Genomic DNA, 16,345 nt, shown 5'->3' with positions numbered 1-16,345 from the left:
GCGCATCAAAACATCGAACAACTATCATTCAAATGGAATGATACCGGGACTCACCACAGATTAATATCGATTTAACACAAAGCAGTTGGTTTCCAATAAAATATCTATGGTGAGTTCCGACATTATTATCTGCAAAGAAACAGCATATTACTGAGCTTTCTGAAACTGTTCTATCAACAAAGTCAGATTAGCCGTAAATAAACGCGCTGATATTGCTAACAAAATGATTCCGAAAAACTTACGAATAACATAAATTCCACCTTTACCCAAGAAACGTTCGATACGATCTGTCAACTTCAACACCACATAAACCCAAACCATATTCAATATCAAGGCTACAACAATGTTTACAGGAGCATACTCCGAACGAAGGGAAAGTAACGTAGTAAACGCCCCCGCACCTGCCAATAACGGAAAGACCAAGGGAACTAAAGTCGCTTCCTTGATAGGACCTTGATTCTTGAATATTTCGATATCCAAAATCATTTCCAAAGACATGAGAAAAATAACAAAAGCACCCGCCACGGCAAACGAAGCGATATCTACCTGAAATAACTTCAGCATCATATCTCCTGCATAAAAGAAACCTATCAATAAAGCAAAAGAAATGCCGGTAGCTTTATTAGCATTGACATTTCTCCCTTTCTGCTTAAGGTTCAATATAATAGGAATAGATCCGATAATATCAATGACAGCAAAAAGTACGATAAACGCACTTAAAAATTCTTGAAAATCAAATGATCCAAACATAAACTCCTCCTTTTTTGAATGCAAATATATTTATTTTTTATACAGCCCGCAAGTATTCTGCTTTTAAACATTAGGAGACGGTAAGAAACAATAAAAAAAATAAAAGTTCTCCCACCTATAAATAATAAATCTCGTTTTATCGTTACCTTTGTGTGTTAAACTATAACTTAACGAACATTAGAACTTATGGAAATAACAATGTATGATACACTTTTACAACTTCCTCTCTTCCAGGGATTATGTAAAAATGACTTCACCAATATCATAGGTAAGGTAAAGCTACATTTTCGTAAATACAACGCCGATGATATCATTGTGGAACAAGGAGCACCTTGCACTCAATTAATCTTTCTCTTAAATGGGGAGATAACCTCCCAAGCAACCGATAACCAACATTCATACTCCTTATTTGAAACTTTTGGAAGTCCTTTCGTTATAGAGCCCTATTCATTATTCGGCATGCAGACCAACTATACAGCGACTTACAAAGCACGTACAAATATTAACATAGTTACCATAGATAAGTTATTTGTATTAAATGAACTGAACAACTACGAAATCTTCCGCCTTAATTATTTAAATATTCTGAGTAATAGGGCACAAGTGGCATACGAAAAATTATGGAACAGCCACATAGGTAATACAGAAGAAAAAATACTGAATTTTTTAGTACTGCGTTCCATGAAGCCCGAAGGGAAAAAAATTCTTAAAATCAAAATGGAAGATTTGGCGAGTTTGATTGATGAGACACGAATCAATGTGTCAAAAGTACTGAATGATTTACAGGAACAGGGATTGGTACAACTTAGCAGAAAAGCAATCTCCATTCCGGCATTGGAAAAACTGACCGAAAAGAATAAATAATCAGGTAAAACCTCATAAAGATGAAAAGCACAGGCATTTCTGCTTGTGCTTTTTTATTTTTAACCTAACTATTTAATATACTTTGTTAAATAAGTAAATAGAATGAGGATAGTGATACTTTTTTTTAGCAAATTTGTAAGTCAAATAAAATAGTGCCATGACTGAAAATAAAAATCCATTTTTAAAACCCTATAACACTCCTCATGACACGGCTCCGTTCCATCTCATCAAGATAGAACATTATGAACCTGCCTTGTTGGAAGGAATGAAAGAACAAAATGAGGAAATTGATGCAATTGTCAATAATCCCGAAGCACCGACTTTCCAAAACACCATTGTTGCTCTGGAAAATTCGGGTGCGTTGCTAGACCGCGTAACTACTGTTTTCGGCAATTTGATGAGTGCCGAGACTAGTGACGAGATGCAGGAATTGGCAGAAAAAATGATGCCCTTACTGTCTGAACACAGCAACAACATCAGTTTGAATGAAAAACTGTTTGCCCGCATAAAAGCTGTATACGAGCAGAAAGACCAGTTGCAACTGAAAGGTGAAGACGCCCAACTGCTGCAAAAAACATACGACAGTTTTGTAAGAAGCGGTGCCAATCTGACCGGTGAGGCAAAAGAAAAGTTCCGCCAACTGAATACTGAATTAAGCATATTAACCTTACGTTTTTCTCAGAATCTGTTGAAAGAAACGAATAACTACGAATTGGCATTGACGAAAAAACAATTGGAAGGATTACCCGAAAGTTCATTGGAAAGTTATGCTCAAACAGCAAAGGACAAGGGAAAAGAAGGCAGCATCATTACATTGGATGCTCCCAGTTTTGTTCCTTTCATGAAATATTGTGACGACCGTTCACTGCGCAGAGAAGTCTATATGGCTTATAATACCCAATGTACACACAATAACGACTACAACAATGTGGACATCATCAAGCAATTGGTAAACATTCGCATGGAACTGGCTCATTTACTAGGCTTCTCCACTTTTGCCGAGTATAAACTGAAAAAGCGCATGGCCGAAACAAGTGATGCCGTATACAAATTGCTCAACCAATTATTGGAAGCCTACACCCCTGCCGCCCTAAAGGAAGTAGCAGAAGTAGAAGCATTGGCACGCGAAATGGAAGGCAATGATTTCCAGCTGATGCCATGGGATTGGGCCTATTATTCAGAAAAACTGAAAAATAAGAAATTCAATCTGAATGAAGAAGAGTTGCGTCCTTATTTTGAGCTTAGCCAAGTAGAGAAAGGCGTATTTGGTCTGGCTACCCGTCTGTATGGCATCACATTTAAAGAAAATAAAGAAATTCCGGTCTATCATCCCGATGTAAAAGCTTATGAAGTATTCGACAAAGACGGAAGTTTCCTGGCTGTACTTTATACAGATTTCCACCCCCGTGCCGGAAAACGTTCAGGTGCATGGATGACCAGCTATAAGGAACAGTGGATAGAAAACGGAGTCAACAGCCGCCCCCACGTATCCGTTACCATGAACTTCACCAAGCCATCGGCTGGAAAACCGGCATTGTTGGCTTTCTCGGAAGTAAATACTTTTTTACACGAATTCGGACACGCCTTGCACGGAATGTTTGCCAATACCACTTATTCAACCATGAGTGGTACCAGCGTATACTGGGATTTTGTGGAGCTTCCATCACAAATTATGGAAAATTTCGCCACTGAAAAAGAATTTCTCAATACATTCGCCAGACATTATCAGACGGGAGAACCCATTCCTGCCGAACTGATTCAAAAAATTGTAGATGCATCCAATTTTAATGTGGCCTACGCCTGCCTACGTCAAATAAGTTTCGGCTTACTGGATATGGCATGGTACACCCGCCAGGAAACATTTGACGGAGATGTCCGCGCTTATGAAAAAGAAGCATGGAAAAAAGCGCAAATACTGCCCGGAGTAGAAGATACCTGCATGTCCGTACAGTTCTCACATATCATGGCGGGGGGATATTCTGCCGGATACTACAGTTATAAATGGGCGGAAGTACTGGATGCGGATGCCTTCTCCTTATTCAAGGAAAAAGGAATCTTCAACCAGGAAGTCGCTGCTTCTTTCCGGGAGAATATTCTCTCGAAAGGAGGAACGGAACATCCGATGGCCCTTTACAAACGCTTCCGTGGACAAGAACCCAGTATCCATGCCTTGCTGAAAAGAAATGGAATAATCAACTAAAAAACTAAACAATATGAAACTAAAGTCTATTCTTTATATACTGATGCTACTCCCCTTCTTATGGAGTTGCAACAATGAAGACGATGTAGAGGAAATCTTTGCAAGCGGCACATGGCATGTAGTGGATTTCTATGGTAAAGCCAATTGGGACAAACGGAACGGAGAGCCCAAATACAATGCAATGGCACACAACCCGGATAAGACTATCGCAGCCGAAGGAAGAAAAGCCTTGGATATCATTCATGGTTTCAACATTACTTTCAAAGCGGATGGCACTTTTACAGGAAGCATACAAAACGGAACCATTGAAGGCACATGGCAAGCGGATGGAAAAGACCGGACAGTAAACATAAATTTTACCAAGACTCCATCTTCAACAAGCTATAATAACGAGTTCATAGAAGCATTGAATAATGCAATATTTTATCAAGGTGACAGCAATGTTTTATTGCTAGCTCCCGAAGGGAAAAAAACTTATATTCAATTTGCACATAATAAGCAAGACTGAAATAATGGAAACGAAAGAAGAAAAACAACTCAAACTCGACAAACGATACATCCGCATGGCTAGTATTTGGGCGGAAAATTCATACTGTGAACGCCGTCAGGTAGGAGCATTAATCGTAAAAGACAAGATGATCATCTCCGACGGATATAATGGAACTCCTGCAGGATTCGAAAATGTATGCGAAGATGACAACGGAGTCACCAAGCCTTACGTGCTACACGCCGAAGCGAATGCTATCACCAAAATAGCACGAAGCAACAACAGCAGTGACGGAGCAACCATGTACGTCACCGCATCTCCTTGCATAGAATGTGCCAAACTCATCATCCAAGCAGGAATCAAACGTGTAGTTTACTCAGAAAAATACCGTTTGGAAGACGGGCTTGATTTATTGAAACGCGCAAATATTGAAGTAATCTATATCAATCCCAATGAATAATAGCAAATAAAGATATGAGCAAAAATCGAACATCCCGTTTTATGCCGGTAATCGTTGCGGTAAGCATCGTAGCCGGAATATTGATTGGAACTTTTTACGCCAACCACTTTTCAGGAAACAAATTAGGTATCATTAATACTTCATCCAACAAACTGAATGCATTATTGCGTATCATTGACGACCAATATGTAGATACAGTAAACATGGGTGAACTGGTGGAAGATGCTATGCCGCAAATTCTAGGCGAGCTGGACCCTCACTCTTCTTATATTCCGGCAAAAGACCTGGAAGCTGTAAATTCTGATTTAAAAGGGAGCTTCAGCGGAATTGGTATCCAGTTTACCATCCAGCAAGATACCATCCATGTAAACAGTGTCATCCAAGGCGGACCATCAGAAAAAGTGGGCCTAATGGCAGGAGACCGCATTATAGAAGTTGATGACAGTGCCTTTGTAGGAAAAATTGTCACCAACTATGAATCCATGAAAAGACTGAAAGGTCCCAAAGGCAGTGAGGTAAAACTTGGCGTTTTTCGTCCGGGAGAAAAAGAAACTTTACACTTCACCATTGTTCGTGGTGACATACCGGTAAAGAGTGTAGATGCCGCCTATATGTTGAATGACAAATTCGGTTACATAAAAGTAAACAAGTTTGGTGAAACAACTTATCCCGAATTATTGATTTCATTAGCCAAGCTAAATCAGGCAAACTGCGAAGGAGTGGTAATCGACTTACGCGGTAATACCGGCGGATATATGGGTGCAGCAATCCAGATGGTAAACGAATTCTTACCCAAAAACAGACTCATCGTTTATACACAGGGACGTAAGTCTCCACGTGAGAACTATACATCCAACGGAACCGGAAGTAGCCAGAAAATGCCTATTGTCGTATTGATGGACGAAGGATCGGCTTCTGCCAGCGAAATTTTTGCCGGAGCTATCCAGGACAATGACCGAGGGACAATCATCGGGCGCCGCTCTTTCGGAAAAGGGCTAGTACAACAGCCTATCGACTTCAGCGATGGTTCAGCCATCCGTCTGACAATTGCCCGTTACTATACTCCGTCAGGACGCTGTATACAAAAACCGTATGTAAAAGGTAATGACGCAAATTATGAAATGGATATCCTGACCCGTTACGAACACGGAGAATTTTTCTCACAGGACAGTATCAAACAGGATCAAAGCCAAATCTTTGAAACTTCTTTAGGCCGTCCTGTATATGGAGGTGGAGGTATTATGCCCGATATCTTTGTACCGCAGGATACTACCGGTGTGACTTCCTATTATCGTATGTCCGTTAACCGCGGACTAACCATCCAGTTTGCTTTCCAGTATACGGACAACCACCGTGCCGAAATGCAAAAATATGAAACAGAAGAAAGCCTGTTGCAATATTTGAAACATCAGAACATTTTGGAACAATTCGCCCGTTTCGCTGAAAGCAAAGGGTTAAAACGTCGCAACATATTGATGTACAAATCACAGAAACTATTTGAAACAAATTTATATGGAAACATCATTTATAATATGCTGGGCATGGAAGCTTATATAGAATACTTAAACAAGAGCGACAAAACTGTCCTCAAAGCATTGGAAGTATTGGATAAAGGTGAATCATTTCCCAAAGCTCCCGAACAACCCATAGAACCGAAAGTAAGCGATGAAGGAACTAAAAAAACAACTGCGCAAGCAGATAGCGCAAGAAAAACGCCGTCACGACATCACCGAATTAATGACAAAGTCCGCTGCTTTGCTTGAGAAACTGGAACAGCATCCCAAATTTGCATCGGCCCGTACCGTTTTGCTCTATTATTCATTGGGTGATGAAGTACAGACACATGACTTCGTTGAGAAATGGCACCGGCAGAAAACAATTTTGCTGCCGGTAGTCAAAGGAGACGAATTGGAACTCCGTATTTATGCAGGTAGACAAAACCTGAAAAACGGCGAGGCTTATCACATAGAGGAACCGACGGGAGAAGCATTTACAGCGTATGAGAAGATAGACCTCGCCATTATACCGGGTGTTTCTTTTGATGCCCAAGGCAACCGATTGGGAAGAGGAAAAGGATATTATGACAAATTACTGCCTCTTCTTCATTCCTATAATATAGGTATATGTTATAACTTCCAAGTAAGCGAAAAGCTGCCTGTCGAACCTTTCGACCGGAGAATGGATGAAGTCTGGACTGAGAATGGAATACTGAAATAGAATCTATCGTGATAAGAACTGCCCCATAAGCCACTCTTACATCACACTTCTTTCAAGTCAAGTGTGGACTTTACGAAAAAGATGAAGGAAAATCCGTAAAAATCCGCACCTGGCAGGAAGTTTTACAGGAACCTTCGGAGATAACCAAAAGAACATACAGAAGACCGCCTAGTTAACGAAAAATAATATTGACTATCACTTGTGCCCCTACCTGCTTATTCAGATTCTTCACCAATAAATCACGTCCCATCATCAACTCCTGACGGAGCACGGACGAAGTGATATGCACATAAAGTATTTGATTCTTGATATAAAGATTACTAGTATATTTGGTAATGGCAGGCCCCACAACATCTTTCCATGCTTGTATCAGACGATACTCATTCAGTGGTGCCTCCAAAGCATTCTGCCGGAAGAATTTCCGAATCATCTCCCCTATTTGTTCCGCATCATTACGTCTCATTCAGCCACTTCCTTTCTTTCAGTCACACAGCCATCTTCTACAGAAAAGACTCTGTATTCCCTTTCAATCTTTTTCAATATTTTATCCAGATGATCCCTATTGGTATCCGTAATGAAAATCTGTCCGAAACTATCCCCGGCCACTAGTTTCACAATCTGTTCCACACGGGAAGCATCCAACTTATCAAAAATATCATCCAGCAACAACAAAGGAGTGCTATTGCTCCCCGTTTTCTTCAAAAAATCAAACTGAGCCAGTTTCAAAGCGATCAGATAAGTTTTATTCTGCCCTTGTGAACCTTCCCTCTTTATAGGGAAATCACCCAACTGCATCACCAAGTCATCTTTATGAATTCCTCTCAGCGAATACCCCATTATACGGTCACGTTTGCGGCTCTCTTTTATTATATCCAGCAAATTCCCATTCATAGCATGAGATTCATACGCCAGATTCACTTTCTCCTTATCTTGCGAAATATAAGAGTAGAAAGATTGAAAAGTAGGAATAAATTCGGCTATAAACTCACTACGTTTTCTAAAAACAATCTCGCCTGCAAATGCCATCATCTCCTCCCATACCAACATCAATTCCTCATCAGGTTCCTGCTCCGACTTCAATAAGGCGTTACGCTGTGTCAGCGCTTTATTATAACGTATCAGTGCATCCAAGTATTCCTTATCATATTGAGATATCACCACATCCATAAAACGGCGGCGCTCGTCACTACCTCCCGCAATCAGTTCCGCATCAGCAGGAGAAACCATTACGAGAGGAATAAAACCGATATGATCTGATAAACGGCTGTATTCCTTTTTATTCCGCTTAAACTGTTTTTTCTGACGACACTTCAAGCCGCAATATACCTCTTCAGGATCTCCTTGATTCGTTTCATAGAAACCCTGAATCACAAAAAAATCGCCCTCGTGACGGATATTCTGCGAGTCTATGGGATTAGTGGCACTTTTACAGAATGAAAGATAATAAACCGCATCCAGCAGGTTCGTCTTCCCCATGCCGTTCTGTCCGATAAAACAATTCATCTTTGGCGAGAATTCCAGTTCTGCCTGCTCCAGGTTTTTATAATTCAATATCGAGATGCGTTTCAGTATCATAGAACTTCTGTTTAATTGAGGATACAAAATTAGAGATAAAAACGGGAAAAACTAAAAAAATATGCCCGTAAATTTCATTAATACATAGAAATGAACTACTTTTGCTGACCGAAAAAGTAGATTCGCAAAATAATAAAAAAGTAAATATAAAAATGGCAGAACAAAAACACACTCAGGACCCATTGGATATGGAAGAAGCACTGAGTACTTCAGAAGCATTCCTTATCAAGTACAAAGGAAAAATCCTTGGAACTATTGCAGCAGTTGTGATTATCATTGCAGGTTTCATGGGATATAAGCATTTTATTTCTGAACCCAATGAAATGAAAGCATCAGAAGCTTTGTTCAAAGGAGAACAATATTTCGGAGCCGATAACTTTGAAACAGCATTGAACGGCGACAGCATTGGTTACAAAGGTTTCTTGAAAGTAGCAGATGAATTCAGCGGAACAGCTGCCGGTAATTTAGCAAATGCTTATGCAGGTATCTGCTACGCACAGTTAGGCAAATATGAAGACGCAGTGAAGTATTTAGATAAATTCAGCGCTAAAGATCAGTTGGTAAGCCCCGCTATTTTGGGAACTATCGGTAACTGCTACGCTGAGATGGGGCAATTGGACAAAGCTGCCGGAACTTTGCTGAAAGCAGCAGACAAAGCAGACAGTCAGGCATTAAGCCCTATCTATTTGATTCAGGCAGGTCAGTTGTTCGAGAAACTGGGTAAGAACAGTGAAGCTGTTAAAGCTTATACATTGGTGAAAGAAAAATACTTCAATTCTTATCAGTCAATGGACATCGACAAATATATCGAGCGTGCCTCTATCAAATAAGAAAAGAAATATACCTTGAATTATATAAAGAGGTTGTCTGCACCCACGTACAGATAACCTTTTTCTTTTATTAATCCCACTAAAAAACAAAAAATAATGGCAACAGCGTATCATAACTTATCTGATTATGACTTTAACTCGGTTCCCAATGCAGAAAACATGCGTTTCGGTATCGTAGTATCCGAATGGAACAGTAACATCACCGGTCCCTTATTGGAAGGCGCCGTAACCACCTTGAAAAAACATGGTGCAAAAGATGAAAATATTTTGGTACAAACTGTACCCGGAAGTTTTGAACTGACTTTTGGTTCCGCACAAATGATAAAAAGCGGAAAAGTAGACGCAGTGATTGCAATAGGATGTGTAGTTCGTGGTGACACTCCACACTTTGACTATGTATGTGCCGGTACTACCCAAGGCATCGCCCAACTGAATGCCGAAGGAGATATTCCTGTAATTTATGGTTTGATTACCACCAATACCATGCAACAAGCAGAAGACCGTGCCGGTGGAAAATTAGGTAATAAAGGAGATGAATGTGCAATAACTGCCATCAAAATGCTCGATTTCAAGCAAAAAGTGCAGGGAAAGCAGATTTTTTGAAAAAAAGTTCTTGTAGAATTTGCATATTCAAAAAAAAGACGTACCTTTGCATCGCAATTGAGAAACAAGCCTACTCAATAAGAGAATTGAGATAGAATCTTAAGAGCGAATGGGCAAATACCAGAGTGGCCAAATGGGGCAGACTGTAAATCTGCTGTCTTTCGACTTCGGTGGTTCGAATCCATCTTTGCCCACAAAAATTGCGGAAGTAGCTCAGTTGATAGAGCATTAGCCTTCCAAGCTGAGGGTCGCGGGTTTGAGCCCCGTCTTCCGCTCTACAGAAGAGATGATTAAATCATCTCTTCTTTTATTTTATATCCTACCCTTCCTTCACTTACCCGATAATTATAAGAGCAGGATGTCCAAGAATTCTTGTTCGGCTCCAAGAAACCAGGTTCATCCGATATTTCATAGAGGAACACTTTTGCTTTGTCCCGTTTTTGTGACAGACCCTCTGCAAGTAATAGGTGAATCTGATAAAACTTCAAGCATAACTCCGGGAAACTCTGAGCAAAACTCGTCAAACCTATAAGGATAGTTTGAAAAAACCTTCCGGCATAAAGTGAAAAAGGGTGGAACGCTTTTTGGGAAGAAGAAAATGCAAATCCGGTTTACACGTACGTACGCATGAGGCGATGCATACATATGTATAGCTTCATGCATACGTACAGGCCGGGCTTGTCCAAAGGACAGGCCTAGCTTGTTTGACGAACATGCTTAGCTTGTTCTGTGGACAACGTCATAAGTTATCTATGAGCTATAAGATTTAAATGTATGAACTGTAAGATTAACTACTCAAGTTGCCAGCATCCGAATTGTCTTTACATGAAAAATAAAATTGTTCAATCACTATAATCAATTAGTATCCAGTAATTTGTGGTGATAAAAGGACGTAAAAGACGCTCAAGTGGTTTGACCCCGGACAAGCCCAACATGCTCCAAGGACATGCCATGCCCGTCTGGTTCCGGAAACGAAAAGTGTATGGCATATTCACCGTCAACTACCACTTGGGCATGTCTTACCATCTTTCTACACAGTAAACCATTGAACAACAATAAGATATGGTGATGAAAGGATTTTATTCCGTTCGTAAAAACAAATGTATACATACAAATTCGTTTTCTTCTGTTGGGCAATCAATCATCACATTGCTTTATTTTACTTTCCCAATCAGTTCGATAGCCCTTGTCCGGTTTCAAGAAGCTACATTTCCTCCTACCGGAGTGTTCAGAATCTTGATACAAATTCTGCCGGATCCTGCGCCAAGTTCTATGAATTCTTGTGCCAAACATAAGTTCCTTTCATTAAAAGATAAGGATGTTTTTCCAAAACAATAAGGTCTTTTAAAAAAAGATAAGGCCCTTTTTGAAAAACGAACTTATCTTTTTACCTGTCTGCTAAACCAAAAGCTTCTTACCATAGAGTGTTCTCCAAAAATCTTCACTAAAACCGAAACAAAATGTGTTTTCTAATGTAACAAAAGACTCTAACAGATCATTTAAAAGAGCTGAATCTAAAGTACAACCCACCTTACAGCAACCGTTAAACTTTTCTGTTTCCCAATTGTTATATCAAATATCAACAAATTAAAAAAGAAAGGATATGAGTTATGAAAACAGTAATTGACAAAGCTAATACAAGAGGGTATTTTAATCACGGATGGCTAAAAACCTACCATACATTCAGCTTTGCAGACTATTATAATCCAAGACGAATTCACTTCGGTGCTTTACGCGTACTAAATGATGATACAGTAGCTCCCGGAGAAGGTTTCGGTATGCACCCCCATAAAAATATGGAAGTGGTGTCTATCCCTTTACAAGGATATTTAAGACATGGAGACAGCGTACAGAATGAAAGTACCATTGCCCCAGGTGAAATTCAGGTAATGAGTACAGGCACAGGCATCTATCATAGCGAATACAATGCCAGTAAGACTGAAGACGCAAAATTCCTGCAAATCTGGATTATTCCCAATGTGGAGGGAACTAAACCCGAATACCATAATTATGACATTCGTCCGTTATTGAAACGTAACGAACTAGCCACCTTCATCTCACCATCTGGCAATACACCGGCGCATCTGCTACAGGACGCATGGTTCTCTATGGGCACATTGGATGCCGGACAAAGTGTGACATACCGTATGCACAAACCACGCACAGGTGTTTATATCTTCATTATAGAAGGAGAAATAAATATAGCAGGCGAGAATCTTTCACGTCGTGACGGTATCGGTATCTGGGACATTGAAAGTGTCACAATTGAAGCTAAATCCGAAGCGCAAATACTGGCCATCGAAGTAGCCATGTAAGCTATATATTTGTGTCGCAATCATCCAAACGGAAAATTTGCGCCACAAATTCATCTTTGCTTCCTTGTTCTATACCCATCTTTCTACAAATTCTATATACCACACGGTTTACAGAACGGGACTGCACTCCCAACAAACTGGCCATCTCATCAAATGAAAGTCCCACTACAAACAGGTAACAAATATCCTTCTCTCCGTTGGTCAGAGATGGATAAAGCTTTTCCAATCGCTCGGCCCAGCGATTACGGGATATGTTCAACCAATACTCTAATTTAGTACGGTCTTCAGCAGGGGTATAATGAGGAGTTCCCTTCGTCACGATTTGCAAGTATACTTGTGCTGCCTCCACCGACTCAACCGGAAGCGAGATGTGTTTCGAACGGAAAGTGAGTTCCAACTGACGAATACGTATTTCCTTACTTTTCTTTTCCTTTTCAAGGATTTGCATCTGTTCTTGCAGATTCTTCGCCTCACCTTGATTCTCTTCTATCCTCTCTTGTAAATCATCAATCTGCTGCTGCAACATGGAAGCATCCCTTTTATAATGACTTAAAATCTCCAGTTTCTGGCGGCGAAAAAATTTCCAACTACCCCATAGCAGTAAAGTCAATGAAAAAACAGCAGCCACTGTTATCAACAGAGTAATGCTCCATCGGCTTCGATATTCATCATTCTGACGTAATAAAGCCATGTAATCATATCTTTTCTCGATTTTAAACAATTCAGTACGGCTTCCGGAAGTAAATAGTAATTCCAGTTCATTGATATAGCATTGCATATATTCATTAGCCTTACTTAACTTACCAGCCGCCAGCAAATCCTGGTATATAGCTTTGTACACAGAGGATCTCAAAAGTGGTCGCGAAGATTTCAATGCCCTATTACGAAGGCTGTCTACTAGTTCAGTTTTTCCTAAATGTTTATAGATAACAGCTAATTCAGCATCATACCAGTAACGGGACTCAACAGTAGTGGTATAGTCCATCGCTTTTAACAGGAACGAAGCCGCCGAATCCCATTCCTGCTTGTCTTTCTCCTTCAAGGCCCATTGATAATAGATTTTCTCTTGCGAGGTAAAGTCCATCCTATTAACCAAACCTAAAAACTTATCATAAACCAACTTGACCTCTTCATTGTACCGGGGAGTTCCCTGAGCCAGATAAAGAGGGGCAAATATATATTCTCCCCCCATTGCATTCCAAGCCGGAACTGATAGATTAAGATCCAACGCCTTTCTATAATACGACAGTGAGTGCTCATAATGAGCATACCTTCCATTGATATTCCCTAAAGCTGTATATATCAAAAAATGGATCCGCAAATCCTTAACAGTCTTTACCGCCTCCTCTGCCTGTTTATAGGCATACAAAGCTTCATTATCCTGCCCCAAGTCCTCTAAAATATATCCTTTATAAAGCAAAGCGGAAGCTTTATCATCTGCATTACCTTGTGAAGAATAATACTGTACAGCAATGTTTATCAATGAATCGGAAGATATCTTATGCCCACATCTATACATAGCTTGTGTCATCAGTAATGCATAGCACGCTTGTTCTTCTACGGAAAGTTTATCGGGAAAAGGAATGGCATTCAGTATCCGGTAGGAGGAATCCGGGGCACTCCACAAATAATATTTCCCCCATGCCAGTCTAGAAGTGCCCTTATCCTGACTGCAAGAGGAGATGATACCCAATATCACCACCATCCATACAGCCCAGCCTATAAACAAGTACTTTCTCATCATATCGCAAATGTATCACTTTTTAGCCTTCTCGCAATTTATAGACTATAAAAATAGGATTACTATCCACATTTATCTTTTTTAATTCATCCGGAACAGTAAGGGTGGATCCTTTTTCATAAAGACTCAGCTCATAAGGAATGACAACCTGCACCAAACCATCTTTCTCCATACGGCCCCAAACGGGAAAGCTACGATAACTCCGTGTCCCCAACATACCAAAAAGAAGATTGGCATCAGAAAGTTTAAAAATATCTTCAGGCTGCTCACATTGCTCCGCCAGAATCTTCCCTGTTTCTTTATCAACGGAAACCACATAATATCCTCCATCATACCTGCAACGGAAATAATAACTTCGTGGCGTCTCAAAAAGATCAGACACAAAAATATCCTTATTTCCTCCAAATTTTTGATGTAAGCTACTGAAATCAGTCGCATCCAGGCAGCGGATGATTTCTTGGTCTGAATTCTGTAAATTCAAAACACAAGCTGGCATAATTTTATGATCGGAAATTCTGAAAACAGTATCATTACATCCTGTTTTAAACAGTAATGACTGCTGCTTACCTGAATAGGTAGCTGCAATGCCTATAGTAAAACCTGCTTTCTCCGGAGGAACCAGTGGCGAAGTAAAATCATTCTTTACAGCAATAGTGTCCCCTTGCTCTGTGAATATGCCTAAGCCATAACTCCCGCTCCGAAAAGGAATATACGGAAATGCCACCGAAGCAAAACAGTCTTGTTCCACCTTACGCTGATATACTATCTGATAATCATGGTTCAAATTTTGAATAAACTCCCCCTCTAAGGTGTAGACCCCTATCTGATTAGCACTGAACAGGTAAAGACGATTATTTTCCTCATCGGCCTGTATACCTGCTAAAAAATTACTGAACTCCCCCGGTCCTTGTCCGAAAGGAATCAATGTCTTTATAAAATGACCTTTCCGGTCAAACTGAACAATCCGTTGTTCTTTTACGGGAGAAACATAGATGTATTTGCTTGTCAAAGCATATTCGGATACTCCATCCAACAAAGAAGCGGGATCATCGGTTGTTTCCAAAGGTATATATTCCACACTCTCTACCTCATCTTGCAGATTGAGCATAGAAGGATGATCTATCCCCTGTCGCAAGTCCACCGAAATTAATTCTCCGGAACCGGAATGTCCGGAGTCACAAGCTGCCATCAAAGGCAACAAGCAAAATAAATGCCATTGTTTCATAGATTCAATCAGTTTTTCAGGAAAAAAATATTTATTTCCCGAAACAAAGATATACAGGAATCCATGATTTATGAGAATAAAACAGAATAAGTTTTGCGACGACACAAATCCCTGATTATCTTTTTATTGCAGATAATCAGGGATTCATTTTGCGACAACTACAAAGTTTTTTTAGCCCATTTTTACAATTCTATTGTCAATTCCACCGGACAATGATCTGATCCCAAGATGTCAGTATGAATCTGAGCACCTCTCAATTTATCCTTCAACGAATCGGAAGTGAGAAAATAATCAATACGCCAACCCGCATTCTTCTCACGGGCTTTGAAACGATAGGACCACCATGAGTAAATTCCCTCTTGCTCCGGATAGAAATAGCGGAATGTATCCGTAAAACCTGATTCAAGCAAAGTAGTGAACTTTGCACGCTCTTCATCAGTGAAACCTGCATTTTTCCGATTCGTTTTAGGATTCTTCAAATCTATCTCCTTATGTGCTACATTCAAATCACCACACACAATTACCGGTTTTTTCTCTTCCAATTTCTTCAAATAAGCACGGAAATCATCATCCCATTTCATTCTATAATCCAAGCGTCGCAATTCTTCCTGCGAATTAGGAGTATAAACAGTTATCAGATAATACGATTCCAGTTCAAGCGTAATTACACGGCCTTCGTGATCGTGCTCTTCAATGCCTAAACCGTATGTAACGGACAATGGCTTTACTTTAGAAAAAATAGCAGTACCCGAATATCCTTTCTTTTCAGCATAATTCCAATAGGACTGATACCCTTCAAATTGTACATCCAGTTGTCCTTCTTGCATCTTTGTTTCCTGTAAACAGAAAAAATCAGCTTCCAAACGATTGAAAGCATCAGCAAAACCTTTATCGTAACAAGCTCGCAAGCCATTTACATTCCATGATATGAATTTCAACATGATTCTTTTATTATTTTTAAACTAACATATTCCAGAACAAAAGTAAGCACAAAAGCATACTTATCAAAGCAAAATATCTTAAAACAAAAAAGCGCTCTGTTTCACTGATAAAACAGAACGCCTATCCTTATTAAGGA

Annotated in this window: 15 protein-coding genes and 2 tRNA genes; 11 read left to right on the top strand and 6 right to left on the bottom strand. The window is 39.9% G+C overall.

Annotated features, from left to right (window positions below; translation table 11 throughout):
* Window positions 1-147: 147 nt before the first annotated feature.
* The gene (locus GKD17_RS07365) at window positions 148-750 is read right to left on the bottom strand and encodes a MarC family protein (RefSeq protein ID WP_005844726.1); all 603 of its coding nucleotides are present in this window, start codon (window positions 748-750) and stop codon (window positions 148-150) included.
* A 186-nt stretch (window positions 751-936) separates the two neighbouring features.
* Here GKD17_RS07365 and GKD17_RS07360 point away from each other — a divergent pair, with 186 nt between their 5' ends.
* The 6 genes from GKD17_RS07360 to GKD17_RS07335 all read left to right on the top strand — a co-directional run bounded on the left by GKD17_RS07360 (window position 937) and on the right by GKD17_RS07335 (window position 6,978).
* On the top strand, window positions 937-1,614 hold the full coding sequence (locus GKD17_RS07360; protein WP_007837923.1) for a Crp/Fnr family transcriptional regulator: 678 nt from the start codon (window positions 937-939) through the stop codon (window positions 1,612-1,614).
* A 157-nt stretch (window positions 1,615-1,771) separates the two neighbouring features.
* Entirely contained in the window at window positions 1,772-3,814 is a 2,043-nt protein-coding gene (locus GKD17_RS07355; RefSeq protein WP_007837922.1) for a M3 family metallopeptidase, read from the top strand.
* A 13-nt stretch (window positions 3,815-3,827) separates the two neighbouring features.
* A complete protein-coding gene (locus GKD17_RS07350) occupies window positions 3,828-4,322 on the top strand; it encodes a DUF4847 family protein (protein WP_007837920.1) in 495 nt (164 codons plus the stop codon).
* 4 nt (window positions 4,323-4,326) lie between these two features.
* The gene (locus GKD17_RS07345; RefSeq protein ID WP_005844718.1) at window positions 4,327-4,761 is read left to right on the top strand and encodes a deoxycytidylate deaminase; all 435 of its coding nucleotides are present in this window, start codon (window positions 4,327-4,329) and stop codon (window positions 4,759-4,761) included.
* Between the two features lie 14 nt (window positions 4,762-4,775).
* Entirely contained in the window at window positions 4,776-6,524 is a 1,749-nt protein-coding gene (locus GKD17_RS07340) for a S41 family peptidase (protein ID WP_007842744.1), read from the top strand.
* Entirely contained in the window at window positions 6,499-6,978 is a 480-nt protein-coding gene (locus GKD17_RS07335) for a 5-formyltetrahydrofolate cyclo-ligase (RefSeq protein ID WP_007837918.1), read from the top strand. Before GKD17_RS07340 ends, GKD17_RS07335 begins: the two co-directional genes overlap by 26 nt.
* A 172-nt stretch (window positions 6,979-7,150) precedes the next feature.
* On the opposite strand, the gene GKD17_RS07330 is transcribed toward GKD17_RS07335, so the two are convergent.
* Window positions 7,151-7,441: a DUF721 domain-containing protein gene (locus GKD17_RS07330; RefSeq protein WP_007837917.1), complete on the bottom strand. Its 291-nt coding sequence runs from the start codon at window positions 7,439-7,441 to the stop codon at window positions 7,151-7,153.
* A complete protein-coding gene (gene recF / locus GKD17_RS07325; RefSeq protein ID WP_007837916.1) occupies window positions 7,438-8,553 on the bottom strand; it encodes a DNA replication/repair protein RecF in 1,116 nt (371 codons plus the stop codon). Before recF ends, GKD17_RS07330 begins: the two co-directional genes overlap by 4 nt.
* A gap of 152 nt (window positions 8,554-8,705) precedes the next feature.
* Here recF and GKD17_RS07320 point away from each other — a divergent pair, with 152 nt between their 5' ends.
* The 5 genes from GKD17_RS07320 to GKD17_RS07300 all read left to right on the top strand — a co-directional run bounded on the left by GKD17_RS07320 (window position 8,706) and on the right by GKD17_RS07300 (window position 12,301).
* A complete protein-coding gene (locus GKD17_RS07320) occupies window positions 8,706-9,383 on the top strand; it encodes a tetratricopeptide repeat protein (RefSeq protein ID WP_007842740.1) in 678 nt (225 codons plus the stop codon).
* 96 nt (window positions 9,384-9,479) lie between these two features.
* The gene (ribH, locus tag GKD17_RS07315) at window positions 9,480-9,986 is read left to right on the top strand and encodes a 6,7-dimethyl-8-ribityllumazine synthase (protein WP_007837914.1); all 507 of its coding nucleotides are present in this window, start codon (window positions 9,480-9,482) and stop codon (window positions 9,984-9,986) included.
* Window positions 9,987-10,097: 111 nt separating this feature from the next.
* Window positions 10,098-10,180: transfer RNA gene (locus GKD17_RS07310), tRNA-Tyr, on the top strand.
* An 8-nt stretch (window positions 10,181-10,188) separates the two neighbouring features.
* Window positions 10,189-10,261: transfer RNA gene (locus GKD17_RS07305), tRNA-Gly, on the top strand.
* Window positions 10,262-11,596: 1,335 nt separating this feature from the next.
* A complete protein-coding gene (locus GKD17_RS07300; RefSeq protein ID WP_007837904.1) occupies window positions 11,597-12,301 on the top strand; it encodes a pirin family protein in 705 nt (234 codons plus the stop codon).
* A 1-nt stretch (window position 12,302) separates the two neighbouring features.
* Here the strand turns inward: GKD17_RS07300 and GKD17_RS07295 are convergent, their stop codons facing one another.
* The 3 genes from GKD17_RS07295 to GKD17_RS07285 all read right to left on the bottom strand — a co-directional run bounded on the left by GKD17_RS07295 (window position 12,303) and on the right by GKD17_RS07285 (window position 16,208).
* Window positions 12,303-14,045, bottom strand: coding sequence for a hypothetical protein (locus GKD17_RS07295; protein ID WP_007837895.1), 1,743 nt, complete (start codon window positions 14,043-14,045; stop codon window positions 12,303-12,305).
* 19 nt (window positions 14,046-14,064) lie between these two features.
* Window positions 14,065-15,267: a 6-bladed beta-propeller gene (locus tag GKD17_RS07290; RefSeq protein WP_032936507.1), complete on the bottom strand. Its 1,203-nt coding sequence runs from the start codon at window positions 15,265-15,267 to the stop codon at window positions 14,065-14,067.
* A gap of 182 nt (window positions 15,268-15,449) precedes the next feature.
* Entirely contained in the window at window positions 15,450-16,208 is a 759-nt protein-coding gene (locus tag GKD17_RS07285; protein ID WP_007837890.1) for an exodeoxyribonuclease III, read from the bottom strand.
* Between the last annotated feature and the right edge of the window lie 137 nt (window positions 16,209-16,345).

Origin of the sequence: Phocaeicola dorei (assembly GCF_013009555.1) — a bacterium.
GTDB lineage: Bacteria > Bacteroidota > Bacteroidia > Bacteroidales > Bacteroidaceae > Phocaeicola > Phocaeicola dorei.
Note: the sequence above shows the minus strand (reverse complement) of the source record. Positions and strands in the feature narration are given on the sequence as shown.

Coding starts and splice junctions, on each gene's coding strand:
- GKD17_RS07290 (WP_032936507.1), bottom strand. CDS start 15,267: ATGAAACAATGGCATTTATTTTGCTTGTTGCCTTTGATGGCAGCTTGT.
- GKD17_RS07320 (WP_007842740.1), top strand. CDS start 8,706: ATGGCAGAACAAAAACACACTCAGGACCCATTGGATATGGAAGAAGCA.
- GKD17_RS07365 (WP_005844726.1), bottom strand. CDS start 750: ATGTTTGGATCATTTGATTTTCAAGAATTTTTAAGTGCGTTTATCGTA.
- recF (WP_007837916.1), bottom strand. CDS start 8,553: ATGATACTGAAACGCATCTCGATATTGAATTATAAAAACCTGGAGCAG.
- GKD17_RS07285 (WP_007837890.1), bottom strand. CDS start 16,208: ATGTTGAAATTCATATCATGGAATGTAAATGGCTTGCGAGCTTGTTAC.
- ribH (WP_007837914.1), top strand. CDS start 9,480: ATGGCAACAGCGTATCATAACTTATCTGATTATGACTTTAACTCGGTT.
- GKD17_RS07300 (WP_007837904.1), top strand. CDS start 11,597: ATGAAAACAGTAATTGACAAAGCTAATACAAGAGGGTATTTTAATCAC.
- GKD17_RS07355 (WP_007837922.1), top strand. CDS start 1,772: ATGACTGAAAATAAAAATCCATTTTTAAAACCCTATAACACTCCTCAT.
- GKD17_RS07360 (WP_007837923.1), top strand. CDS start 937: ATGGAAATAACAATGTATGATACACTTTTACAACTTCCTCTCTTCCAG.
- GKD17_RS07345 (WP_005844718.1), top strand. CDS start 4,327: ATGGAAACGAAAGAAGAAAAACAACTCAAACTCGACAAACGATACATC.
- GKD17_RS07330 (WP_007837917.1), bottom strand. CDS start 7,441: ATGAGACGTAATGATGCGGAACAAATAGGGGAGATGATTCGGAAATTC.
- GKD17_RS07340 (WP_007842744.1), top strand. CDS start 4,776: ATGAGCAAAAATCGAACATCCCGTTTTATGCCGGTAATCGTTGCGGTA.
- GKD17_RS07295 (WP_007837895.1), bottom strand. CDS start 14,045: ATGATGAGAAAGTACTTGTTTATAGGCTGGGCTGTATGGATGGTGGTG.
- GKD17_RS07350 (WP_007837920.1), top strand. CDS start 3,828: ATGAAACTAAAGTCTATTCTTTATATACTGATGCTACTCCCCTTCTTA.
- GKD17_RS07335 (WP_007837918.1), top strand. CDS start 6,499: ATGACAAAGTCCGCTGCTTTGCTTGAGAAACTGGAACAGCATCCCAAA.